24 protein-coding genes and 1 tRNA gene are annotated in these 22,404 nt (G+C 63.9%); 12 read left to right on the forward strand and 13 right to left on the reverse strand.

What is annotated here, in order from left to right:
- The first annotated feature begins 120 nt into the window (after positions 1 to 120).
- Positions 121 to 462: a hypothetical protein gene (locus A9O65_RS03425; protein ID WP_064700894.1), complete on the forward strand. Its 342-nt coding sequence runs from the start codon at positions 121 to 123 to the stop codon at positions 460 to 462.
- A gap of 111 nt (positions 463 to 573) precedes the next feature.
- Here the strand turns inward: A9O65_RS03425 and secF are convergent, their stop codons facing one another.
- The 6 genes from secF to A9O65_RS03455 all read right to left on the reverse strand — a co-directional run bounded on the left by secF (position 574) and on the right by A9O65_RS03455 (position 7,735).
- The gene (gene secF, locus A9O65_RS03430; protein WP_064698890.1) at positions 574 to 1,500 is read right to left on the reverse strand and encodes a protein translocase subunit SecF; all 927 of its coding nucleotides are present in this window, start codon (positions 1,498 to 1,500) and stop codon (positions 574 to 576) included.
- Positions 1,501 to 1,509: 9 nt separating this feature from the next.
- A complete protein-coding gene (secD, locus tag A9O65_RS03435; RefSeq protein ID WP_064698891.1) occupies positions 1,510 to 3,360 on the reverse strand; it encodes a protein translocase subunit SecD in 1,851 nt (616 codons plus the stop codon).
- Between the two features lie 137 nt (positions 3,361 to 3,497).
- Positions 3,498 to 3,836: a preprotein translocase subunit YajC gene (yajC, locus tag A9O65_RS03440; protein ID WP_064698892.1), complete on the reverse strand. Its 339-nt coding sequence runs from the start codon at positions 3,834 to 3,836 to the stop codon at positions 3,498 to 3,500.
- An 80-nt stretch (positions 3,837 to 3,916) separates the two neighbouring features.
- The gene (gene tgt / locus A9O65_RS03445) at positions 3,917 to 5,035 is read right to left on the reverse strand and encodes a tRNA guanosine(34) transglycosylase Tgt (RefSeq protein ID WP_211598197.1); all 1,119 of its coding nucleotides are present in this window, start codon (positions 5,033 to 5,035) and stop codon (positions 3,917 to 3,919) included.
- A gap of 10 nt (positions 5,036 to 5,045) precedes the next feature.
- Positions 5,046 to 6,116 (reverse strand): tRNA preQ1(34) S-adenosylmethionine ribosyltransferase-isomerase QueA, encoded by a 1,071-nt coding sequence (gene queA, locus A9O65_RS03450; protein WP_064698894.1) that lies wholly within the window; start codon positions 6,114 to 6,116, stop codon positions 5,046 to 5,048.
- 164 nt (positions 6,117 to 6,280) lie between these two features.
- Positions 6,281 to 7,735 carry an SLC13 family permease gene (locus A9O65_RS03455; protein WP_064701369.1) on the reverse strand — a complete coding sequence of 485 codons (1,455 nt, stop codon included), beginning with the start codon at positions 7,733 to 7,735 and terminating at the stop codon, positions 6,281 to 6,283.
- A gap of 143 nt (positions 7,736 to 7,878) precedes the next feature.
- Here A9O65_RS03455 and A9O65_RS03460 point away from each other — a divergent pair.
- A tRNA-Leu gene (locus A9O65_RS03460) sits at positions 7,879 to 7,965 on the forward strand.
- Positions 7,966 to 7,973: 8 nt separating this feature from the next.
- On the opposite strand, the gene A9O65_RS03465 is transcribed toward A9O65_RS03460, so the two are convergent.
- Together A9O65_RS03465 and A9O65_RS03470 are read right to left on the reverse strand one after the other, a co-directional pair.
- Positions 7,974 to 8,864, reverse strand: a complete 891-nt coding sequence (locus tag A9O65_RS03465; protein WP_064701370.1) for an ATP-grasp domain-containing protein — start codon at positions 8,862 to 8,864, stop codon at positions 7,974 to 7,976.
- A 149-nt stretch (positions 8,865 to 9,013) separates the two neighbouring features.
- Positions 9,014 to 9,256 (reverse strand): hypothetical protein, encoded by a 243-nt coding sequence (locus A9O65_RS03470; RefSeq protein ID WP_064698906.1) that lies wholly within the window; start codon positions 9,254 to 9,256, stop codon positions 9,014 to 9,016.
- A 400-nt stretch (positions 9,257 to 9,656) separates the two neighbouring features.
- On the opposite strand from A9O65_RS03470, the gene rnk reads away from it, so the two are divergent.
- Together rnk and A9O65_RS03480 are read left to right on the forward strand one after the other, a co-directional pair.
- Positions 9,657 to 10,064: a nucleoside diphosphate kinase regulator gene (gene rnk / locus A9O65_RS03475; RefSeq protein ID WP_064701371.1), complete on the forward strand. Its 408-nt coding sequence runs from the start codon at positions 9,657 to 9,659 to the stop codon at positions 10,062 to 10,064.
- Positions 10,065 to 10,144: 80 nt separating this feature from the next.
- Positions 10,145 to 10,765 carry a LysE family translocator gene (locus A9O65_RS03480; protein ID WP_137055207.1) on the forward strand — a complete coding sequence of 207 codons (621 nt, stop codon included), beginning with the start codon at positions 10,145 to 10,147 and terminating at the stop codon, positions 10,763 to 10,765.
- Between the two features lie 75 nt (positions 10,766 to 10,840).
- Here the strand turns inward: A9O65_RS03480 and A9O65_RS03485 are convergent, their stop codons facing one another.
- From A9O65_RS03485 to kynA, 3 genes are all read right to left on the reverse strand, one after another.
- Positions 10,841 to 11,362 carry a YgjV family protein gene (locus A9O65_RS03485; RefSeq protein WP_064701372.1) on the reverse strand — a complete coding sequence of 174 codons (522 nt, stop codon included), beginning with the start codon at positions 11,360 to 11,362 and terminating at the stop codon, positions 10,841 to 10,843.
- Between the two features lie 7 nt (positions 11,363 to 11,369).
- Positions 11,370 to 13,019, reverse strand: a complete 1,650-nt coding sequence (locus A9O65_RS03490; protein ID WP_064698910.1) for an acyl-CoA dehydrogenase family protein — start codon at positions 13,017 to 13,019, stop codon at positions 11,370 to 11,372.
- A gap of 74 nt (positions 13,020 to 13,093) precedes the next feature.
- Entirely contained in the window at positions 13,094 to 13,948 is an 855-nt protein-coding gene (gene kynA, locus A9O65_RS03495) for a tryptophan 2,3-dioxygenase (RefSeq protein ID WP_064698911.1), read from the reverse strand.
- A gap of 151 nt (positions 13,949 to 14,099) precedes the next feature.
- Between kynA and A9O65_RS03500 the strand changes: the two genes are divergently transcribed.
- Together A9O65_RS03500 and A9O65_RS03505 are read left to right on the forward strand one after the other, a co-directional pair.
- A complete protein-coding gene (locus tag A9O65_RS03500; protein ID WP_082919955.1) occupies positions 14,100 to 14,651 on the forward strand; it encodes an NUDIX hydrolase in 552 nt (183 codons plus the stop codon).
- Positions 14,652 to 14,725: 74 nt separating this feature from the next.
- The gene (locus A9O65_RS03505) at positions 14,726 to 15,211 is read left to right on the forward strand and encodes a glutathione peroxidase (protein ID WP_064698912.1); all 486 of its coding nucleotides are present in this window, start codon (positions 14,726 to 14,728) and stop codon (positions 15,209 to 15,211) included.
- 58 nt (positions 15,212 to 15,269) lie between these two features.
- Here the strand turns inward: A9O65_RS03505 and A9O65_RS03510 are convergent, their stop codons facing one another.
- Complete coding sequence (locus A9O65_RS03510; protein WP_064701373.1) at positions 15,270 to 15,824, reverse strand: cytochrome b; 555 nt, start codon at positions 15,822 to 15,824, stop codon at positions 15,270 to 15,272.
- A 68-nt stretch (positions 15,825 to 15,892) separates the two neighbouring features.
- Positions 15,893 to 16,279, reverse strand: coding sequence for a DUF7079 family protein (locus A9O65_RS03515; protein WP_064698914.1), 387 nt, complete (start codon positions 16,277 to 16,279; stop codon positions 15,893 to 15,895).
- A gap of 214 nt (positions 16,280 to 16,493) precedes the next feature.
- On the opposite strand from A9O65_RS03515, the gene fabV reads away from it, so the two are divergent.
- From fabV to A9O65_RS03545, 6 genes are all read left to right on the forward strand, one after another.
- Positions 16,494 to 17,699, forward strand: coding sequence for an enoyl-ACP reductase FabV (gene fabV, locus A9O65_RS03520; RefSeq protein WP_064698915.1), 1,206 nt, complete (start codon positions 16,494 to 16,496; stop codon positions 17,697 to 17,699).
- Positions 17,700 to 17,709: 10 nt separating this feature from the next.
- On the forward strand, positions 17,710 to 18,390 hold the full coding sequence (locus tag A9O65_RS03525; RefSeq protein ID WP_064701374.1) for a DUF2959 domain-containing protein: 681 nt from the start codon (positions 17,710 to 17,712) through the stop codon (positions 18,388 to 18,390).
- Positions 18,380 to 19,360, forward strand: coding sequence for a GlxA family transcriptional regulator (locus A9O65_RS03530; RefSeq protein ID WP_170825742.1), 981 nt, complete (start codon positions 18,380 to 18,382; stop codon positions 19,358 to 19,360). Before A9O65_RS03525 ends, A9O65_RS03530 begins: the two co-directional genes overlap by 11 nt.
- A 130-nt stretch (positions 19,361 to 19,490) precedes the next feature.
- Positions 19,491 to 20,048: an isochorismatase family protein gene (locus tag A9O65_RS03535; protein WP_064701375.1), complete on the forward strand. Its 558-nt coding sequence runs from the start codon at positions 19,491 to 19,493 to the stop codon at positions 20,046 to 20,048.
- Positions 20,038 to 21,021, forward strand: coding sequence for a GlxA family transcriptional regulator (locus A9O65_RS03540; RefSeq protein WP_064698918.1), 984 nt, complete (start codon positions 20,038 to 20,040; stop codon positions 21,019 to 21,021). The genes A9O65_RS03535 and A9O65_RS03540 overlap by 11 nt, the downstream gene beginning before the upstream one ends.
- Positions 21,022 to 21,161: 140 nt before the next feature.
- Complete coding sequence (locus tag A9O65_RS03545) at positions 21,162 to 22,376, forward strand: aspartate aminotransferase family protein (protein WP_064698919.1); 1,215 nt, start codon at positions 21,162 to 21,164, stop codon at positions 22,374 to 22,376.
- Positions 22,377 to 22,404 lie beyond the last annotated feature (28 nt).

The raw sequence follows: 22,404 nt of genomic DNA on the forward strand, positions 1-22,404 counted from the left end.
GAGACTGTTCGAGATCGATGAGTCGGTGTACGTTGAAGGTAGCCGGTGACTCTTCCGGTCACCGGTTTCATGCCCCCCGGTCTCGCCGGGTCATGAACACCACATGCGAGAGGAGTGACGATGCAACCGCTCAGCTATTACTACTACAACGTGCTGGAAAGCCTGGAGAAACCCTGTGACGTGCCGGCGCTGCACCTCCAGGAAGGCTATGATCTCCTGTACCGCTATGGTGGGCGCGTCGAGATGGACTTGATGCGCCGCGCCGAGGCGGCCAGCGCGAATGGCGAGCCGTACCATTGGCACGAGGCCCTCGATGACGAGCAGCGGGACAAGCTGCGTCGCGCCCTCGATGACGAAAACCCCGCCAAGATTCTCAAGGTGCTGCAGCGCAATGGCTATTCCGGTGTGCTGTATCACCACGCTCGTGAAGTCTTTCGCCCTGATGCCCAGGGCGTAGCTTAGCGAGTGATCGAGTCGCGGTATCGAGCTTTTTGCCGATGCCGCTGGATGAAAAAAGAGCCACCCGGCATGCCGGGTGGCTCTTTTTGTCGGGCTGCCCTTTCGGGGGAGCGATCAGGGCAGTTCTTCTTCGGCTTCTGCGTCTTCCTTCTGTGCCGGCATCAGGTCCGCGCGTTGCAGCTTGAGGGGCAGCAGCAAAGCGGCGGAGACATAGATGGACGAGAAGGTCCCGACCGTGATGCCGATGAACAGTGCCACGGCGAAGAAGTGAATCATGTCGCCGCCAAGAATCATCAGGGCCAGCACCACCAGAAGCGTGGTACCGGATGTCGCGAGGGTCCGCGACAGGGTCTGGTTGATGGATTCGTTGAAGATGGCGGGCATGTCGTCGATGCGCGACTTGCGAATGTTCTCGCGGATGCGATCGTAGACCACGATGGTGTCGTTGAGCGAGTAACCGATCACCGCCAGCACCGCTGCCAACACCGTCAGGTCGAACTCGAAGCCGAACAGCGCAAAGACGCCAAGCACGATGAAGACATCGTGGCCCAGGGCCAGCAGGGCGCCGATGGCGAACTTGTACTGGAAGCGGAAGGCCACGTAGAGCACGACGACGCCCAGGGCCACCAGCATGCCCATGCCGCTCTGGTCGCGTAGCTGGTCACCGACCTGGGCGCCGACGAACTCGGCACGCACCAGATCCACGCTGTTGCCGCCCTGGCGGAGCAGGTCGACGACCTGGTCGCCGACACCGGCATCGAAGGCTTGCTGCAGACGAATCAACACCTCGGTGGAGGCGCCGAAGGTCTGCACCGCCACGTCCTTGAAGCCGGCGGCCTCCAGGGTCTCGCGCACTGCACTGAGCGCCGGTGCCGTGGCATAGCGGACTTCGACCAGGGTACCGCCGGTGAAATCGAGTCCCAGGTTGAGGCCCTGGACCAGTATCGCGACCACCGATATCAGCAGCGTTGCCACCGAGATGATGAAGGCATAGCGGCGCTTGCCCATGAAGTCGAATTGTCGATTGATGAGGGATTGCATGGCCACCTCTTATATCCAGAGCTTCTTGACCGGCTTGCCGCCGTAGCACAGATTGACCATGGCGCGGGTCACCATCAGCGCGGTGAACAGCGAGGTCAAAATGCCCAGTGACAGCGTCACGGCGAAGCCCTTGACCGGCCCGGTGCCGATCGAGAACAGGATCAACGCCACCAGCAGGGTGGTGATGTTGGCGTCGACGATCGACGAGAAGGCGCGCTCGTAACCGGCGTGAATGGCTTGCTGGACCGAGAGCCCGTTGCGTAGTTCCTCGCGGATGCGCTCGAAGATCAACACATTGGCGTCCACGGCCATCCCCAGGGTGAGCACGATACCGGCAATGCCCGGCAGGGTCAGGGTGGCGCCGAGCATCGACATGACAGCGACGAGCAGGGTCAGGTTGAGTGCCAGGGCAATATTGGCGAAGACCCCGAACACCCGGTAGCGCACCAGCATGAACAGCACCACCAGCAGCAGGCCGATCTGAACGGACTGGATGCCGCGCTCGATGTTTTTGGCACCGAGGCTGGGTCCGATGGTGCGCTCCTGCGCGAAGTACATCGGCGCAGCCAGCGAGCCGGAGCGCAGCAACAGTGCCAGGTCGGCCGCCTCGGTGGGCGACTCCAGGCCGGTGATGCGGAAGCTGTTACCCAGCGCGCTCTGGATGGTGGCCAGGCTGATGATGCCGCGTTCGGTGCTCTGCGTGCGGACGGTGGTCTCCTCACCGTTCTCCATCACCGTGCGCTCGCGGGAGTTGTGCTCGATGAACAGCACCGCCATGTTGCGCCCGATGTTGGTTCGGGTCGCGCGGTTCATCAGGGTGCCGCCGGTACCGTCTAGATCGATGTTGACCTGGGGACGGCCATTTTCATCGAAGCTGCGGTTGGCGTTCGAGACTCGGTCGCCAGTAATGATCACGTCACGCATCAGGGTCGCGGTACGTGCTTCATTGTTGCGGAACGGGAAGGTCTCGGTTTCGGCATCCGGGGTGTCGGGCCGCGCCTCGAGGCGGAACTCCAGATTGGCCGTGGCGCCGATGATGCGCTTGGCGGCTGCGGTATCCTGGACGCCGGGCAGTTCGACGACGATACGGTTCGGCCCCTGGCGCTGTACCAGCGGCTCGGAGACGCCCAGTTCGTTGACGCGGTTGCGCAGCGTGGTCAGGTTCTGGTTGACCGCGTAATCCTGGATCTCGTCGACGGCCGTGTCGGTCAGGGTCATCTTCAGGCCGGCGCCTCGCGCCCGTTCGACATTGCTGTAGTCGAACTCGGGATACTCGGGGGCGATCAACTGTCGCGCTTCGTCACGGTCTTCGGCGTTCATGAAGTCCATGCTGATCGAACGCTCGCCGAGCTTGGTGTTGCGATAGCGCAGTCGCTCGTCGCGCAGGGTGGTGCGCATGGCGCTGGCGTCCGACTCCAGGCGCTGGGTGATGGCGGCATCCATGTCGACTTCGAGCAAAAAGTGCACGCCGCCGCGCAGGTCGAGGCCGAGCGTCATGGGCGAGGCAGCCAGCGACTCCAGCCAGGACGGCGTGGATTCGGCCAGGTTCAGTGCCACGACGTAGTCTTCGCCGAGAGAATCGCTGAGCAGGTCGCGTGCTCTGATCTGGTCGTCGGCGTGACGGAGCCGGATCAGGACGCTCTGGGGCTGATTCTCGACGGACTTGATGGCGATATCCGATTCTTCGAGGGAGGTCTCGAGGCGGTCGAGCTGTCGTTCGTCGAGCGTGAATTCGCCGCGATCACTGCTGATCTGTACTGCCGGGTCCTCGGGGAAGAGGTTGGGAAGGGCATAGATCAGGCCGACGACGAGGACGAGGAGTATCAGTAGATACTTCCACAGGGGGTAACGGTTGAGCATGGGGGCCCTGCCCTCAGGTTGCTGATGATGGAGACGGGCGTTGCGTCATCACGAGCACCGGGCGGAGCCGGTTGGCCTGGCCCCGCCTCGGTGGTCGCAGGGCAGCCCGCACCGCATGGCGGCGCGGGCATGTCCGATCAGATGGACTTGAGCGTGCCCTTGGGCAGGACGGTGGCCACGGCGTTCTTCTGCACGCTGACCTCGGTGCCCTCGGCGATTTCCATGGACAGGAATTCGCTGTCCTCGCTGACCTTGGTGATACGACCCAGCATGCCGCCGCCGATGACGATCTCGTCGCCCTTGGAGAGGCCGGCGATCAGCTTTTTGTGCTGCTTGGCTCGCTTGGCCTGGGGGCGCCACAGCAGGAAGTAGAAGATCAGCACGAAGCCGACCAGCATCACGATCTGGGCGATGCCTCCGCCCGGCGCGCCCCCGGCGTCCTGGGCCAGGGCCGGGGAAATGAAGAAGTCCAACATTTACGACAATCTCCTGAGTCGTGGTAAACAAAGCGGCACCATGCGGCGCCTGGCGGCTGGCCTCCTGGGTTGGCCAGCCTTCAATTCGGTACGGGAGGAACCGGCAGGCCACGCTGCGCGTAGAACCCTTCCACGAAGTGGGCCAATGTACCCGCTTCGATGGCACCGCGCAAACCAGCCATCAGGCGCTGATAATGGCGAAGGTTGTGGACGGTATTGAGCATCGAGCCGAGCATCTCGCCGCAGCGATCCAGATGATGCAGATAGGCACGCGAGAAGTTCCGGCACGTGTAGCAATCGCACCCTTCCTCCAGCGGGCCGGTGTCGTGGCGATGCCTGGCGTTGCGGATCTTAACGGTGCCCTCGGCGGTGAAGAGGTGGCCGTTGCGAGCGTTGCGGGTCGGCATCACGCAGTCGAACATGTCGACCCCGCGGCGCACGCCCTCGACCAGGTCTTCCGGCTTGCCCACGCCCATCAGATAGCGCGGTTTGTCGTCCGGCATCCACTCGGGCAGGTAGTCGAGCACCTCGAGCATTTCCTCCTTGGGCTCGCCCACCGACAGGCCGCCGATGGCGTAGCCATCGAAGCCGATCTCGTCGAGTCCTTTCAGGGAGGCCTCGCGCAGTGCCGGATACATGCCGCCCTGGATGATGCCGAACAGCGCCGAGGGGGACGCACCGTGCGCATCGCGCGAGCGTTGTGCCCAGCGCAATGACATTTCCATGGAGCGTCGGGCCTCGTCGAAGGTCGCAGGGTAGGGCGTGCATTCGTCGAAGATCATCACAATGTCGGAGCCCAGCGCACGCTGCACCGCCATGGATTCCTCGGGGCCCATGAAGACCTTGGCGCCGTCCACCGGCGAGCGGAAATGCACGCCCTGTTCGGTGATCTTGCGCATCTCGCCGAGCGAGAAGACCTGGAAACCGCCGGAGTCGGTGAGGATCGGCTTGTCCCACTGGGCGAAGTCGTGCAGATCGCCGTGGGCCTCGATGACCTCGGTTCCCGGCCGCAGCCACAGGTGGAAGGTGTTGCCGAGAATGATCTCGGCGCCGATTTCCTGCACCGACTGGGGCGTCATGCCCTTGACGGTGCCATAGGTTCCGACCGGCATGAAGGCAGGGGTTTCGACCGTCCCTCGGGGAAAGGTCAGTCTACCGCGGCGCGCCCGGCCGTCGCTGGCCAGGCGCTCGAAGGTCATGAAGCATTCGTTACGCATCGGAGGTCTCGATATCGGCGCGTCTTGCGGATGGAGCATGGTGGCGGGTCAAGAACATGGCGTCGCCGTAGCTGAAGAAGGCATAGCCTTCCTGGACCGCTTCCCGATACGCCGCCATGACCGTATCGTGACCGGCGAATGAGGACACCAGCATCAGCAGGGTCGACTCCGGCAGGTGGAAGTTGGTGACCAAGGCATCGACACAGCGCCACTCGTAGCCGGGATAGATGAAAATATCGGTATCGCCGGAGAATGGCGCAATCTCGCCCGAGGCACTGGCCGTTTCCAGGCAACGCACGCTGGTGGTGCCCACGGCGATGACTCGCTTGCCGGCCTGCTGTGCGGCGCGCACCTTGGCACAGGTATCTTCACCGACGTCGATCCACTCACTGTGCATGTGATGCTCGCGAATGTCCTCTGCACGTACCGGCTGAAAGGTTCCGGCACCGACATGCAGGGTCACGAACGTCGATTCGACCCCTTTGGCTGCCAGGCGTTCCAGCAACGGTTGGTCGAAGTGCAATCCGGCGGTCGGGGCGGCCACCGCACCATCGCGGCGGGCATAGACCGTCTGATAACGCTCGCGGTCCGAAAGTTCGTCGTCGCGGGTGATATAGGGCGGCAGCGGCATGTGGCCATGCTGCTCGAGCAGCGCGATCATCGGTGTCTCGCCGAGGAAGCGCAGCTCGAACAGCGCGTCCTGACGTCCCTCGACCACCGCCTGGATCCCGCCTTCGAAGTTCAGTTCGGTGCCGGGGGACGGTGACTTGCTGGCGCGCAGGTGGACCAGCCCACGATGGGCATCCAGCGGGCGTTCCAGAAGCATCTCGACCTTGCCGCCGCTGGCCTTGTGGCCGTGCAGGCGCGCGGGAATGACGCGAGTATCGTTGAAAACCAGCAGGTCGCCGGGTTCCAGCATGTCCACGAGGTCGGGAAAGTGGTGGTGGCTGAACTGGCCGCTGTCGCCATCGACGCACAGCAGGCGACAGTCGCTGCGTACTTCCGAAGGGTAGCGAGCGATCAACTCTTGCGGAAGATCAAAATGGAAATCGGCTCTTTGCATGTGGGCTCTTGAATGACAGACGCAACAACGATCAACAGGTGAGTGACCCGCCGAAGCCGCGGTGGGTCGAAGGGATGACGCGTGACGGCGGTGCACAAGGATAGCGTTTCCTGACTGTCACGTCAGGAAACGCGGGCAGATTCATGAGAAATGGCGCGTGACGATTACCACAGCAACAGGATCAGCGCGTAGGCCATCAGGGTTACCAGGACGGTGCCTGCGAGGTTGAGGGCAAAGCCGGCGCGGATCATGGACTGAATGCTCATATGCCCGGAGCCGAAGACGATCGCGTTGGGCGGCGTGGCCACCGGCATCATGAAGGCGCAGCTGGCGGCGATCGCGGCGGGAACCGTGATGACCAGCACCGGAATGTCCAGTGACATGGCCATGGCGCCGAGCAGCGGCAGGAAGGCCGCCGCGGTAGCGGTGTTCGAGGTCACTTCCGTGAGGAAGATGATCACCAGTACCACGCCGGCAATGACGGCCAGGGTCGGCAGCGCGCCGAGCACGGAGAGCTGGTTGGCGATCCACTCGGCGAGTCCCGACGAGCTGATGGCCCCGGCCAGCGCCAGGCCGCCACCGAACAGCAGCAGGATGCCCCAGGGCAGCTTGACCGCTTCCTCCCAGTTCATCAGGGATTCGCCACGGTGGCGACCGCTGGGGATCAGGAACAGTGCCATGCCGGCGAGAATGGCGATCGAGGTATCCGACAGCCAGTCGACGCCGAGATTATTGAGCAGGGGACGGACGATCCAGGCCGCTGCCGCCAGCAGAAAGACCATGCCGACGCGCTTTTCGGCCGCGCTCATCGGTCCCATCTCGGCCAGTTCGCGATGAATCATGTCGGCGCTCTCGCTGCCGCCAGTGGCGAGTTGAAAGTCGCCACGGCACAGCCACCACCAGGCAACCACCATCATCGCGATGCTGATCGGCAGCCCGATCAGCATCCACTGGGCAAAGCCGAGATCAATGTTCATCGAGTCCGACAGGTAGCCGGCCAGCAGGGCGTTGGGAGGCGTGCCGATCAGGGTGGCCACGCCCCCGATGCTTGCTGAATAGGCGATGCCCAGCAGCAGGGCGGTTGCGAAGCGGTTCAGTTCCTTGGGATCCGAATGCTCGAGCAGGCTCAGTACCGAGAGGCCGATCGGCAGCATCATGATCGCCGTGGCGGTGTTGGAGACCCACATGCTGATGAAGCCGGTGGCGATCATGAACCCCGCAATCTGGCGTTTCGGCTCACTGCCGACCACCCGCAGTACCTGCAGCGCCACACGGCGATGGAGGTTCCAGACCTGCATCGCGATACCCAGGAGAAAGCCGCCGAGGAACAGATAGATGATCGGATTGGCATAGCTGGCCGCCGTCTCCTTGATACCCTCAATGCCCAGCGCCGGGGCGAGCACCATCGGCACCAGTGAGGTGACCGGAATCGGAATCGCCTCGGTGGACCACCAGCTGGCCATCAGCAATGCCATGCCGACACAGTGCCAGGCGACGGGCGACATGCCGCTCGGTGCTGGGATGATCAGGGTCAACAGCAGGAATACCAGGCCGAGCACCAGCCCGGTGCGTGCTGCGACGGATGGAGAGGGTGGGGTGTCGTTGCGTGATTGCGCCATGGAGGACTCCTGATACGGGAACGACCGTCGGCGGAGGCGCCGAGTCAAGGTGGGCGCGATGATAGCAATCTACTGATGATGCCCGCGAGAATGACGTGAAATCATTGACCTGGCCGTCGGCCCACGTATAATTCTGGGCCGTTGCCGGTGTGGCGGAATTGGTAGACGCAGCGGATTCAAAATCCGCCGCTGTAACAGGCGTGTCGGTTCGAGTCCGACCACCGGCACCACTTGAAAATCAAGTGGTCAGTGGCATTCCCTTCTTTTTGCAGTGCCCTCCTCTGTAGAATAAGCCATCGATGATGGCATCACAGAGCTTCCCGTGGGTTGCGCGATCAAAGGCGGCAAACATCGGCTGCGTGTTGACCTCGAGGAAATGCAGGGCTCCTTCCTCGTCTGCCATGAAATCTGCTGCCGCAAAGTCGAGCTCGAGGTGATCCAGCAGCCGTATCAGGTCATTGCCGATGGTGTGCGGAACTGCAGTGTGGACGATCTCGACATCCTGCGTGCGACGGTAGTCGAGTTCAGAGGAATACAGCCAGAACGCCATCAAGGCAGGTCCAATACGGTAAATCCTCATCTCGGGGCGCTGCAGGCGTGGTTGGATGAAGCGAGGGTAGTCGAGGGCGGGTGATTGACGTAACTCGCTGACCAGCCCCGTGTATTCTCCGCCGGCAACCGGTTTGTGCACCATGGCTTCTGCTGTGGCATCAAGGTTGGAGAGGTCGTTGACGACGACCGTGTCGGGAATCGAGAGCCCATGCGCCTGTGCAAGGAGCAGGTTCTGTACCTTGTTGTTCTCACGAAGGTAAGAGTGTCGGTTGAATACCCGGACACTTGGCTGGCTGACGGCCCAGCCACGAACGGCATGGAACCAATTAAGAGCACTGGTTTGCGCCCTTTTTCTATCGGAGGCCTGATGAAGGAAGACATCGTGTCTGATGAAACAGGCCGTGGGTGATATTTCGCTATCATTCACTTCAAGGCGGTTGCCCTGAATGTCGATGCGTAAATTCGGTGTCTGATTCGGGCCAACCAGGAGACTGCAGAATGGAATGCCTCGATAGGTTAGTCGTTCATGCAGCGCTCTGAGATTGACATCGAACTGACCGCCGGCGATCAAAATCATGACGTCTGGAGACCTGTGTTGTCAGCGATTGTTGTGTATCGGATGGCGGTGTAGTGGTCAGAAGAAAGGCGTTCGGGTTGTCAAACCAGGTATCGGGCGGTCACCAGGGACTGCAAGAGAGCGCGTCGTGCCCTGGTGACCTGGCGTATCTATTCGGACTTGGCTGACGCGCCAATGTGCAGTTCGATATCGAGCGCTACAGAGGCGTTATGCCAGGGCTCTTCCTCACCGACTGCCATGGTCGTAGCCCATCCTCCGCCGAGCTCGTCGAGTGAAAGCGTGGCGCTCTGATCGTTTACACCACCGTTCACGAATACGTATTCGTGCTCTTGTAGGGGCCTGATGCCTGTGGGGGATGGGAGGCTTGTGGTGGCATTATGCTTGTCGACCATTGGTATGCCCTCCTGTGTCTCCTGGTATGCAATCTCTTGCCGGCTTCCAAGTGATGCCTGCCAATGGGAGGCGTCGTCTCAAGGAAAGTCGCTGATCCCTTGAGAAACGGGTGCCTTGGGAGCTTGGCGTGAGTATAGATGCCCACATCGAGGGGTGTAGGTAGCGTTGTTGTGAGGTTTTGTTATCGCCTGTTGCGATGATGTGTCATGCCCCTCGCCTAGGAAACATGCGCGCCAGGCAGCTTGATATCAGCAAGGCGGGCGCACGGGTATCATGCGGCCTGTCTTTCCTCGTGGTGATGTCGTATGGTGGCTTCGTGGACAGTCCTTCTCCCGCTAGCGGGTGGAGGGCTGTTTTTATTGGTTATCCCCGTACGCCACGTCTGGCAAGGAGGCTCATATGGCGGTGCGTCCCCCTTTGATCATCAATCGGCTCGATGCTGAACGGTTACAGCGGCTCATCGACGCGGCTGGCGAGGATGCCGTGGCGCTATCCCTGGAAGAAGAACTGGAGCGTGGTGAGGTGCTGGAGCCCGAACAGATTCCAGCGGATGTGATCAGCATGAACAGCCAGGTGCGCTTTACCGATCTGACGCATGAGCGTGAGATCGTGAGAACCTTGGTCTACCCTCATGCGCTGGAATTCACCGACGATGGTGTCTCGGTGATGGCGCCGGTCGGTGCGGCACTGCTCGGCTTGCATGTGGGTGATGTCATCGAATGGCCCCTGCCCGGAGGAAGGCAGGCGACGCTGCGTGTCGACGCTATCCTCTGGCAGCCGGAACGCGAAGGGCAGTTCCACCGCTAGGCACGGTTTCTCTGCCATACCTTTCGCTCGTCGACGGACCGGGTGGCGCCCGGTCGATCATGTGTCACTGGAGAATGCTCATGCCTTTTTCCCTCTGGTTGTCGTTGGCGGCTATCTGTGCCATGGGGGCCATGTCGCCTGGACCCAGCCTGGCGCTGGTGCTGCGCCACACCCTCGGGGGTGGACGCACGCCGGGCGTGGTGGCGGCCTTGTCCCATGCGCTGGGGGTGGGGCTCTATGCGCTGCTCACCGTCTGGGGGCTAGGAGCGCTGATCGAGCGTTTCCCATCGCTGTTCCAGGCGATCACCTGGGCGGGTGCCGCCTATCTGGCCTGGCTGGGCATCAAGGCCTTGCGGGCCGGGCGATCGGGGGCGCTAAACGCGGACGCCATGGTCACCTCTGGCATGCAGGCGGCGCGCGAGGGAATGCTGGTGGCGCTCGCCAATCCCAAGCTCATCCTGTTCTTCGTTGCCTTGCTCAGTCAGTTCGTGACGCCGGACATGAGCCTGGCGGCGCGCGCGATCATCGTGTGCACAGCCATGCTCATCGATGGTGGCTGGTACGTGCTGGTCGCCGTCGGGCTGTCCCACTCTCGGGTGCTGCCCTGGCTGCAGGCCCGTGCCCATTGGATCAACCGGGCTACCGGCGTGCTGCTTCTGGCGTTGGCGTTACGGGTAGCCTTGGGCCCCATCGGCGGCTGACATCGCCCATCCGGCGGCATGGGCGGGTTGCCTGGCACTCGGCCTGGCCAAGGCGGAGAGGGGGAAGTCGGCGCCTCAAACGCCATGCAGCACGGCATCGCGCTTGAGGCGCCACATGGTCACCACATTGGTGAGGAAGATCAGGGTCTCGGCGATAGTGCCGCCGATGGAGCCGGCCAGCAGGTTGCTGATGATCCAGCAGAAAGCGGCACTGGCCAGCAGGGCGCGCATGGCGATGCCTCGCAGCATGAACATGCCATAGGTGCCCAGTAATCCCGCCGCCAGGGCGGGGATGTCCTCCGGCCCGCTCCAGGTCAGGGCGGCAATGGCCAGGGTAGCGATCAGTACCGTCGCCATGATGCCGGTATGGCGAGGGTAACGTCGGGCCAGGACGATACGCAGCACGATCAGCGCGGAGATGCCGGAAGCCACCCAGCTTTGGAAGAGCGCGAACTGTACGGCGAAGGCAACATTGGCGAAAACGAGGATCACGAACAGTCGGTCATCGCGCTTGCTGGAAAAGGCGACGATGCACAGCGCCAGAGCGGTGAAGCTGACGGCCTGTCCGAGGATCCATCTGAGGGTCAAGTCTTCCATGAGCGGCTCAGTTTGGCAGGCGTGCCAGAATTGCATCTTCAGGCGCATCCGCAGGCAGGATGCCGAAGACGGGGCCAGGGTCGATAAGCCGCGAGCGACAGAAGGTCTCGCCTATTTCGGCGGGAGCGTGGCGCAGCAGCAGGGCGCCCTGCAGGCACTGGGCCAGGCGCTGTGTCAGCCAGCGGGCCTGCCGCTCCAGAGTCTCCGGCGGCGCTTCGAGACGCGTGACGAGCTCCTGGATGGCTGCATCCAGAGCTGGAGATATGCCGCGAACGGCGTTGAGTTCCTGACGAAGTGCCGCCAGGGCGTCGGGGTGGCGTTCGAACACCCGCAGCACATCGAGGCAGATGACATTGCCTGAGCCTTCCCAGATGGAGTTCACCGGCGCTTCGCGATAGAGCCGCGCCATTGGGGATTCCTCCACGTAGCCGATGCCACCCAGGCATTCCATGGCCTCGGCCAGGAAACCAGGAGCCCGCTTGTTGTGCCAGTACTTGGCCAGCGCCGGCAACAGCCGTGCCAGGGCGGTTTCGTGGGCGTCGCCTCGCGCGGCGCCGTCGAAGGCCCGGGCGGTGCGCAGGGTCAGGGCGACGCCGGCTTCGACTTCCAGGGCCATGTCGGCGAGCAGAGTGCGCATCAAGGGCTGCTCGGACAGGCGTTGGCCGAAGGCGTGGCGTGTTCGCACATGTCGCCAGGCTTCGGAGAGCGCCTGCCGCATCATCGCCACCGGCGCGGTGGCGGCATCGAGCCGGGTCTGCTGGACCATCGACAGTATGGTGGCGATGCCACGCCCGGGTTCGCCTAGTGGCTCGGCCCAGGCGTCGCGGTACTCGATTTCGGCCGAGGCGTTGGCTCGATTGCCGCATTTGTCCTTGAGTCGCTGCAGCTCGATGGCGTTGCGCTCGCCATCCGGAGTGAAGCGCGGCACCAGAAAGCAGCCGAGGCCGTCGTCGGTCTGTGCCAGTGTCAGGAAGGCGTCCGACATGGGGGCGCTGCAGAACCACTTGTGGCCATTCAGTCGCCAACCGTCCTCAGTGGGGAGCGCTCGGGTGGTGTTGGCACGCACGTCGCTGCCGCCTTGTTTCTCGGTCATGGCCATGCCGAAGGTCAGCGCCGTCTTGCGTTCGGCGGGGAGTGCTCGAGGGTCGTAGTCCCAGCTCAGCAGGCCGGGCGACCAGCGCTCATGCAGGGACGACGAATGGCGAAGCGCCGGCATGGCGGCATGGGTCATGGTCACCGGGCAGCAGAAGCCGGGTTCCGCCTGGGTGAGCAGGTACAGGGCGGCCACGTGCGCCTGGTGTCCGCCGTGGCCTTCCTCCTGCCAGGCGACCGCGTGCCAGCCGTTGTCCAGGGCCAGGTGCATCAGCGCATGGTAGGCCGGGTGATAGTCGACGGCATCCAGACGGCGCCCGTAGCGGTCGAACAAGCGCAGCTCGGGCGGATGACGGTTGGCCGCCTCGCCCAGGGCGCGGACACGTTCGCTGCCGACTTCGCGTCCCAGCGGGGCGAGACGCTCGGTCACCCAGTCGGGAGCGTCTCGTGTCAGTGCTTCGCGCAGCGGCAGATCATCCTCGAGGAGGTTGCGATCCTCGGGGGCGTCGGGCTGGTTGGTCACCTCGTGGGTTGCCAGTCGAGCACGCGGTGCGTAGTCCTGCATGACGGAACTCCAGTGGCGAGAACCTTTCTGAGCATGGCCTTCAGCCGGTGCCCGGTCAACGCTTTCGGCGGCGCTCAGATGAGGGTTCTCACCGACCAGAGTTCGGGGAAGAACTGCAGGTCGAGGGCCTTGACCAGATAGCTGACGCCCCCGGTGCCGCCGGTGCCGCGGCGATAACCGATGATGCGCTCGACGGTCTTCATGTGGCTGAAACGCCATTTCTGGAAGTTGTACTCCAGATCCACCAGCTTTTCGGCCAGTTCATAAAGATCCCAGTAGGTCTCGGTGTCGCGATAGATCTCGCGCCAGGCGGCTTCGACGCGGGATGAGGCGATATAGGGTTCGGACCAGTCGCGCTCGAGCCGGTCATCCGGGATATCGAAGCCACGCTTGTCGAGTTGCTGCAGAGTGATGTCGTAGAGACTGGGGGCGTGAAGCACTTCGTGCAGACGATCATAGTGGCGGGAATGGGCGCGGTGCGCTTCGATCATGCGCGCGTTCTTGTTGCCCAGCAGGAATTCCAGTTCTCGGTACTGGTACGACTGGAAGCCGGAGCTCTGGCCCAGTTCGTCGCGGAAGCTCAGGTAGTCCGCCGGCGTCATGGTGACGAGCACTTCCCAGGCGTTGATGAGCTGCTCCTGGATGCGTGCGACCCGAGTCAGCATCTTGAAGGCGGGGCGCAGGTCGCCGTGGCGAATGTACTCGGCGGCGCCATGGGCTTCATGCAGGCACAGTCGTATCCATAGCTCGGAGGCCTGATGGATGACGATGAACAGCATTTCGTCATGTTCGCGGGAGAGGGGGCGCTGGCAGTCCAGCAGTGACTCGAGGTTCAGGTATTGCCCATAACTCATGGCCTGATCCCAGTGAACGCCCTCATCGTCGAGGTCCACCTGGCGGTTGTCGGTATTCTTGTCGGTATCGCGCATGGCTCGGCCCTTGTTGTCGTCATCGGGAGGGAATGATGACTGTAACGCAGCCACCGGCAAGGCAACGAAGGAAAGGCGATGCCAGCGGCAGGGAGATGACGTGCTCACGACGAGCCGTTAGGCTGAGCCTATTTCCCTGCAGGAAGTTGCCATGACCTCCGACTCAGGTGCGCCGTCCGATTCGACGGTGGTCCAGCGCATATCCGACGAGAGCATCCAGTTGGTGGACGCGCGCAATCGGCCTTGCGGAAGCGCTCCGCGCGCCACCATGCGGCGCTATCACTTCTGGCACCGGGCCACCTATATCGTGGTGCGCAATGCGCGGGGCGAGCTGTGCGTGCAGCGTCGCACGCTATACAAGGAGGTTTTCCCCGGTGGCATCGACCTGGCCGCCGGTGGCGTGGTGGGGGCTGGAGAGGCCGTGCACGTGGCGGCACGACGCGAACTGGCCGAAGAGCTCGGGATCGTCGGGGTTCCCCTGCGGCATGTGCTGGAGTTCGTTCATGCCCGGGATGGCAACCATATCTTCGGTAGCGCCTACCTGGTCGACTATGATGGTCCTCTGGACCTGCAGGCGGATGAAGTCGCCGAGACCTTCTGGCTGCCCCCGGAAAGGGCCTTGGCGCTCGAGGATGTCACGCCGGATACGCGCCAGGTGGTGGAAACGCTCATCCACGACGGTTTGCTCACGGCCTCCGAGTGAGGCCGCGTTGGCGCGGGACTGGCGCCGAGGGAGCCGGCGTGGCATCTTGATGGAACAGACAGCGAGCCCGAGCCATGAGCATCCACGACCATGATTGCCGCACGTATCGCGGCGAGCCATTCAACCTCCGCGCGCTCCGCGGCCAGGTGCTCCTGATCGTCAATGTGGCCAGCCGCTGTGGCTTCACGTCCCAGCTCGGCGAGCTCGAGCGTCTCTATCGTCGCCATCGCGACCGTGGCTTCACCGTGCTGGCCTTTCCCTGCAACCAGTTCGGCCGACAGTCGCCCGAGTCGGCCCCGGCGTTCTGCACCTTCGGCGAACAGACCTATGGCGTGACCTTCCCGCTGATGGAGAAGGTTCAGGTCAACGGGCGCCACGCTCATCCCCTGTTCGTCGAGCTCAAGCGAGAGGCGCCGGGCCTGTTGGGCACGCGAGCCATCAAGTGGAACTTCACCAAGTTCCTGGTGGCCCGGGACGGTCGCGTCGTGCGTCGCTTCTCGCCGCGGGCGGGGATTGGCGAGCTCAATGAAGCGCTGGAGAGGATCCTGGACGACGTCTAGCGCCTCTCGCCGTGCGGCTCGAGGGCAACCGGCCGATTGCCCCGAGTCCGGCAGGCCGCTACGGGAGATCGCTGCCCCTGGTCATCCGCCGGATCAGGGGCTCTTTCCATACATGGGTGTGGACCAGGGCCATGGCGATGTGACCGGCGACCAGCGCGAACAATCCCCAGCCCAGCAGCCCGTGCCACTGGCCACCGAGATTCGTCATCCATTCGATCTCGGTGGCCTGGCCGGCAAAAAGTGGCATGCCCAGGGCGGAGAAGGGGCGATCGGAACCATAGGCGCGAATCAGGGCAATCGTGGGCACCGCGATCATCAACAGATAGATCAGCACATGGCCGAGTGCGGCGAGTCGCTCGATGCCGCGCCGATGGGGCGGTCGGCGCGAGAGATTGAGCAGCCCCCAGATACCTCGCAGAAGCGCCAGGCAGAGCAGTAGTACACCATTGGAAAAATGGAAACCGAAGAAGAAGTCGGTGACTGGCGCCTCGTCGAAAGCGAAGTGCAATGCTGCCGATATCAGCTGCCAGAGCAGCAGCAACGCCATGAACCAGTGGAAAAAGCGGCTTACCAGTCCATATCCGTGGTCGTGGTCCATCATGCGAGTATCCATGTGGCTTCTCCCTCTTTTCGTCACTGGCCCGCCTTGTGTCTCACTGACCCGTCTTGGTCGAGGCGGGGTTACAGCGTTTCGCCCCGCGCGATCGAGACCCGTTCCATCAGCTCGTTCCAGCGGTGGCGGGCCATCATGGTGGTCAGGCCCGAAAACAGCGCCCAGGTCTTGCGACGCCATCCCTTGAGCCTCAGGTTGTGGGCAACCAGCTGGCGCATCAGCTTGTGATCGTCGAAGTGGCGCCATTCGCTGGCCACGGACATCTGCTGGCGAGAGAGCACCGGTGCCAGTTCCAGGCGGAAAACCCACTCGAGCTCCCGCACGCTGAGGTCGTGACGCTGGATGACGTCGACCATGCGGGCGTAGTCGGTTTCCCTGGGTTCCCGCTCCAGCCACAGGGGCGCCAGCGCCAGCCATAATTCGCCACGCTCGTCGACGAGGGTCTGGGCATCCATTGGCGGTCTCCTGCTTGTGTGTCGGACATCGGGATCACCGCCATGCTGCCCCAGCCGGCGGCGGTACTCAATAACGGCCTGGCCGGTGTGATTGCCCCGCGAGTCGATGAGGGCGGACAGTGCCGTCCAGTGTCGCTAGAATGTCGCCATTGGCAATACAACTTCCCGGACGCTGCCCCGTGCGGCTCCTCGGTATCCAACGAAGAGGTCTGTCGTGATCATCAAGCCCAAGGTACGCGGTTTCATCTGCACCACCACTCATCCCGTCGGTTGCGAGAAGAACGTGCTCGAGCAGATCGAGGCGACCCGGGCGCGAGGCCTGGACAAGCATGCCGGCCCCAAGAAAGTGCTGGTGGTGGGCGCCTCCAGCGGCTATGGCCTGGCGGCACGCGTCACCGCGGCCTTTGGCTACGGTGCCGATACGCTGGGCGTGTTCTTCGAGAAGCCGGGCACGGAGAAGAAGCCCGGTACCGCTGGCTGGTACAACGCCGCGGCCTTCGACAAGTTCGCCAAGCAGGAAGGGCTGTACAGCAAGTCCATCAACGGTGACGCCTTTTCCCATGAGGCGCGCGAGAAGGCCGTCGAGCTGATCAAGCAGGATCTCGGCCAGGTCGACCTGGTGGTCTATTCCCTGGCGTCCCCGGTGCGCAAGCTGCCCGACAGCGGCGAGATCAAGCGCTCCAGCCTCAAGCCGATCGGCGAGACGTACCGCGCCACTGCCATCGACACCAACAAGGACGCCATCATCGAAGCCGAAGTCGAGCCGGCCACCGAACAGGAGATCGCCGATACCGTCGACGTGATGGGCGGCGAGGACTGGGAGCTGTGGATCGACGCTCTGGACCGCGCCGGTGTGCTGGCGCCGGGGGCACGGTCCGTGGCCTTCAGCTATATCGGCACCGAGATCACCTGGCCGATCTACTGGCACGGCGCCCTGGGCCGTGCCAAGGAAGACCTCGATCGCGCTGCCGGCGAGATCGATAAGCGCCTCGGCGAGCAGGGCGGCGGCGCCAACGTGGCGGTGCTCAAGTCCGTGGTGACCCAGGCCAGCGCGGCGATCCCGGTGATGCCACTGTATATCGCCATGGTCTACAAGGTGATGAAGGAGCAGGGCCTGCACGAAGGCACCATCGACCAGCTCAACCGCCTGTTCGGCGAGCGTCTCTATTCCCCCCAGGGCGGCGAGATGGCCACCGACGAGGCCGGGCGTCTGCGCCTCGATGACTGGGAGCTGCGCGACGATGTCCAGCAGGCGTGCAAGACGCTGTGGTCGCAGGTCACCACCGACAATCTGTTCGAGATCACCGACTACGCGGGCTACAAGCACGACTTCCTGAAGCTGTTCGGCTTCGAGCGAGACGACGTGGACTACGAGGCCGACGTCGACCCGGTGGCGACCTTCGATGTCGTCGAACTCTGAGAGACGCTGCATGAGACACCGACGTCTGGCGCGGCCCCTCCATGGCTGGCTCGTATCGGCCATCCTGCTGTTGCTGCTGAGCGGTTGCCAGAGTGCCTACTATGGCGCTCTGGAAAAGGTCGGCATCCACAAGCGTGACCTGATGGTGGAGCGGGTCGAGAAAGGTCGTGACGCCCAGGTGGCGGCCGAGGAACAGTTCGCATCGGCGCTGGAACAATTCCGCGCCGTGGTGCGTGTGCCCGACAGCGAGTTGTCGCAGACCTATGAGCGCCTCGACGAGGCGTACGAGCGCAGCGAGGTCGCCGCCGAGCGGGTCGAAACACGCATCGATGACATCGAGTCTGTGGCCGCGGCCTTGTTCGAGGAATGGGAAAGCGAGCTCGATCTCTACCAGAGTGCCGAGTATCGCCGGCTCTCCGAGCAGCGGCTGCGGCAGACGCGTCAGCGCTATGTGCAGATGCACGACGCCATGCAGGAGGCTGCCGACAGCATGCACCCCGTGTTGCTGGCGATGCGCGACAATGTGCTGTTGTTGAAGCACAACCTCAATGCTCGGGCGATCGGGGCGTTGCGTGGGGAAGTCGATGGACTGGAACGCGATGTCGCGGCCCTGAGGGCGCGCATGCAAGCGGCGATCTCCCGATCCAACGCCTTCATCGATACCCTGCACGACGCCGATGATGGTCGCTGATGGCAAGGCCCCGCCCCTTTCCCCCGGTTTGACGCGAGACGTGGGGGTCGTGGTGCTGCCGGGGTTCTCGATGCTGGCCCAGGCCTGTGCCACCGAGCCCTTGCATGTGGCCAACCGGCTGGCCGGCCGGACGCTGTACCGCCTTTCGACCTTCGCCGTCGACGAGCGTCCGGTGGCCAGTGCCTCCGGCCAGGCCCTGCTGCCCCAGGCCGCGGCTGCAGCCTCCGGCGCCTCCCTGGACTTGCTACTGGTGTGCGCGCCGGGCCCACTGGCGGGGAGTGTCCCACAGTCGCTGCTCGACTGGCTGCAACGCCTGGCCGCCGCTCGGGTGGTGCTGGGGGGTATCGGTGGCGGCACCGAGGTGCTGGCGCGTACCGGGGTACTGGATGGCTATCGTGCCACCTTGCCCTGGCCGCGTTTCGAGGCCTTCGCCCGGGATTATCCGCGGGTCCGCCTGTCACAGCAGTTGTTCGAGATCGACCGCGACCGGCTGACCTGTGGAGGCGGCACCGCCGCCATGGACATGATGATGACCCTGGTCGGCAGCCACCACGGTGACGAGCTGGCCGAGCGCATCTCCGAACACTTCGTGCTCGAGCGTATCCGCATGGGCGACGAGCCCCAGCAGGTGCCGTTGCGCACGCGACTCGGCCATGCGCCCCAGAGTCTGGTGGACGCGGTGGCGCTGATGGAGTCGAACATCGAAGAACCGCTGACGACCCACGAACTGGCCGAGCATCTCGGCATCTCGCGTCGCCAGCTCGAACGGCTGTTCAAGAAGTACCTCCAGGCCGTGCCCAGTCGCTACTACCTCAACCTGCGCTTGCAGCAGGCTCGCCGTCTGCTGCGCGAAAGCGACCGTCCCGCCGGCGAGATCGCCCTGCAGACCGGCTTTTCCTCGGCGGCGCATTTCTCCACTGCCTATCGCAATCACTTTGGCATGACGCCCCGCGAGGAGCGTTTGGGCTAGAGGCTCGACGAACAGTGTCGGCACTCGGTGATTATGGCCGAAAATGTCCGCTGATGAGCCGTTTGTGGCCTCAGCCACGCGAACGAGCAGGAGTATCCTGGCATGATTCCCATTGACGGAGAGCATGCCCATGAACACCGCGCTACTGATGATCGACGTTCAAGCTTCCTTCCCGGCCCGTGACTACTGGGACGAGGCGCTGGCTGTCCCTTGGCGCGAGCGGCAACACGCCTTGCTGGAACTGGCCCGCCAGGCCGACATTCCCATGGTGCGCATCTTCCACGAGGAGCCGGGCAGCGCGACGCCTTTCGATCCCGCCAATGGCCTGGTTCGTCCGCTCGAGGGGTTCGATGAGCCAGCGGCGGCGACCTTTCACAAGCGGGCCCATAACGCCTTCACCGATACCGAGCTGGAGCGCTGGCTGCGCGAGCGGGGCATCGAACGGCTGATCGTCAGCGGCATTCGCACCGAGCAGTGCTGCGAGACCACCACGCGTGTTGCCGCCGATCTCGGCTTCGCGGTGGACTTCGTCAGTGAGGCGACCTTGACCTTCCCCATGACCCGATTGGGTCGAACCTGGTCCGCCGAGGACATTCGCGCGCGCACCGAGCTGGTGCTGGAAGGCCGCTTCGCGCGCATCGTCGATGTCGTCGGCCTGGCGAAGGAGTGGGGCACGCATGCCGCTTGAGACGGTGCCGTCCCCGACGGTCGGGGTGCTGATGCTCCCCGGCCAGGTCCCGCTCGACCTGGTGGGCCCGCTGCAGGTGCTGCACAGTGCGCAGCGCATGCACGAGGATCTGAGGATTCGCTATTTCGGCCCCTGCGAGACGCTCGACTGGCTGGGGCCGCTGGCGCTGAGCGGTATCGAGCCCCTGCCCAGGACGCCGCAAGCCTGGGATCTGCTGCTGGTGCCTGGGCAGTATCGGCAGGGCATCGATCCGAGCCGTCAGCCGCTGGCCGTCGAATGGCTGCGCGAGCATGCGCCGGTTGCCGGCACGGTCATGGGCATCTGCTCGGGTTCGCTGCTGCTGGCTGAGGCAGGACTGCTGGAAGGCCGGCGCGCTACCACTCATCACACCCTGCTGTCGCGCCTGGAAGCGTTGGCGCCTGGTGCGCGCGTGCAGGGCGACTGCATCTTCATCGAAGATGGGCCCATCCTCACCAGCGCCGGCATCTCCACGGGAATCGACACCATGCTGCACTGGCTGACACGGCGCCTCGGGCACCGGCTGACACTGGCGGTGGCCCGGGAGATGGTGCTCTACCTGCGCCGTAGTGGCCATGAGCCACAACTGTCCGGTTGGCTGGAGGGGCGCAACCATGTCGACGAGCGTATCCACCGCTTGCAGGATGCCCTGTGCGACCGCCTGGGGGTGGCGTGGTCGATGGCCGACATGGCGAGGGTGGCGGTCATGAGCGAGCGTCACCTGCGCCGACGCTTCGTGGCGGTCGCCGGCATGTCGCCGCACGATTACCTGATGCGCCTGCGTCTGCAGCTTGCGCGACAATTGATGGAAGAGACGCCCTGGAGCCTGGCGCGCATCGCCGGCGAGGTCGGGTTCGGCGATGATCGCCAACTCCGGCGCGCCTGGCGGCGATTCGAGAGCGGATCGCCCCATGCATGGCGGGCGTGCCGGTCGTCTGAGAGCGGTTCGGCCTGATCCGAGAGGCTGCCTTCTTTCACAATTCGCCGTCCCATTGCTGAAAGCCCCCTCGGTCCGCGCTCCCTATACTCGAATGCATCGACTCGAAAGCACGATGAGCCATCCTTCCGAGTCTTCTCGAGCAAAAGGAGCGTGACATGACCCAGACCCCGACCCGCAGCGACTTCGACCAGTACATGGTGCCCAACTACGCGCCCCAGAAGGCCATCCCGGTGCGTGGCGAGGGCAGCCGCCTGTGGGATCAGCAGGGCAAGGAGTACATCGATTTCGCCGGGGGCATCGCGGTGAACGCGCTGGGTCACTGTCACCCGGTGCTGGTCGATGCCCTCAAGGATCAGGCCGACAAGCTGTGGCACCTGGCCAATGTCTATACCAACGAGCCGGCCCTGAAGCTGGCACGCAGCCTGGTCGAGCGTACCTTTGCCGACAAGGTCTACCTGTGCAACTCCGGTGGCGAGGCCAACGAGGCCGCGCTCAAGCTGGCGCGTCGCTGGGCCTACGACCATCACGGCGAGCGCAAGAACCGCATCGTCTCCTTCGGCAAGTCTTTCCACGGCCGGACCTTCTTCACCGTCAGCGTCGGCGGCCAACCGAAGTATTCCCAGGGCTTCGGCCCGGTCCCCGGCGGCATCGTGCATGGCGACTTCAATGACCTCGACAGCGTGCGCGACCTGATCGATGCCGACACCTGTGCGGTGATGGTCGAGCCGATGCAGGGCGAGGGCGGCATCATTCCCGCCGACCCCGAGTTCCTCAAGGGACTGCGTGAACTCTGTGATGCCAACGATGCCTTGCTGATCTTCGACGAGGTGCAGACCGGCGTGGGCCGCACCGGCTCGCTGTATGCCTACATGCAGTACGGCGTGGCGCCGGACATCCTGACCACCGCCAAGGCTCTCGGCGGCGGCTTCCCGGTGGGTGCCATGCTGACCACCGACCGCGTCGCCCCGTCGCTGGGTCTGGGCACTCACGGCTCGACCTACGGCGGCAATGCCCTGGCGTCCGCCGTGGCCCTGGCAGCGGTCGAGCACATCGACACCCCCGAGGTGCTGGAGGGCGTGGCCAAGCGTCATGACCTGTTCCGCGAGCACCTCGAGACCATCAATCGCAAGCACGGCGTCTTCAAGGAAGTGCGTGGCATGGGGCTGTTGATCGGTGCCGAGATGCGTCCCGAGTACGAGGGGCGCGCCAAGGACATCCTGCCGCTGGCCATCGAGGAGGGCCTGATGGCGTTGGTGGCGGGTCCCAACGTGTTGCGCATGGCGCCGTCGCTGGTGATTCCCGAGGCAGACATCGCCGAGGGCATGGCGCGCCTCGAGCGGGCCATCGCTCGCTTGGTGGCCGACCAGTGAGCCGCGTCTCCGCCATGCAGGAAGCCCA

Source organism: Halomonas caseinilytica (genome assembly GCF_001662305.1).
Lineage (GTDB): Bacteria > Pseudomonadota > Gammaproteobacteria > Pseudomonadales > Halomonadaceae > Halomonas > Halomonas caseinilytica.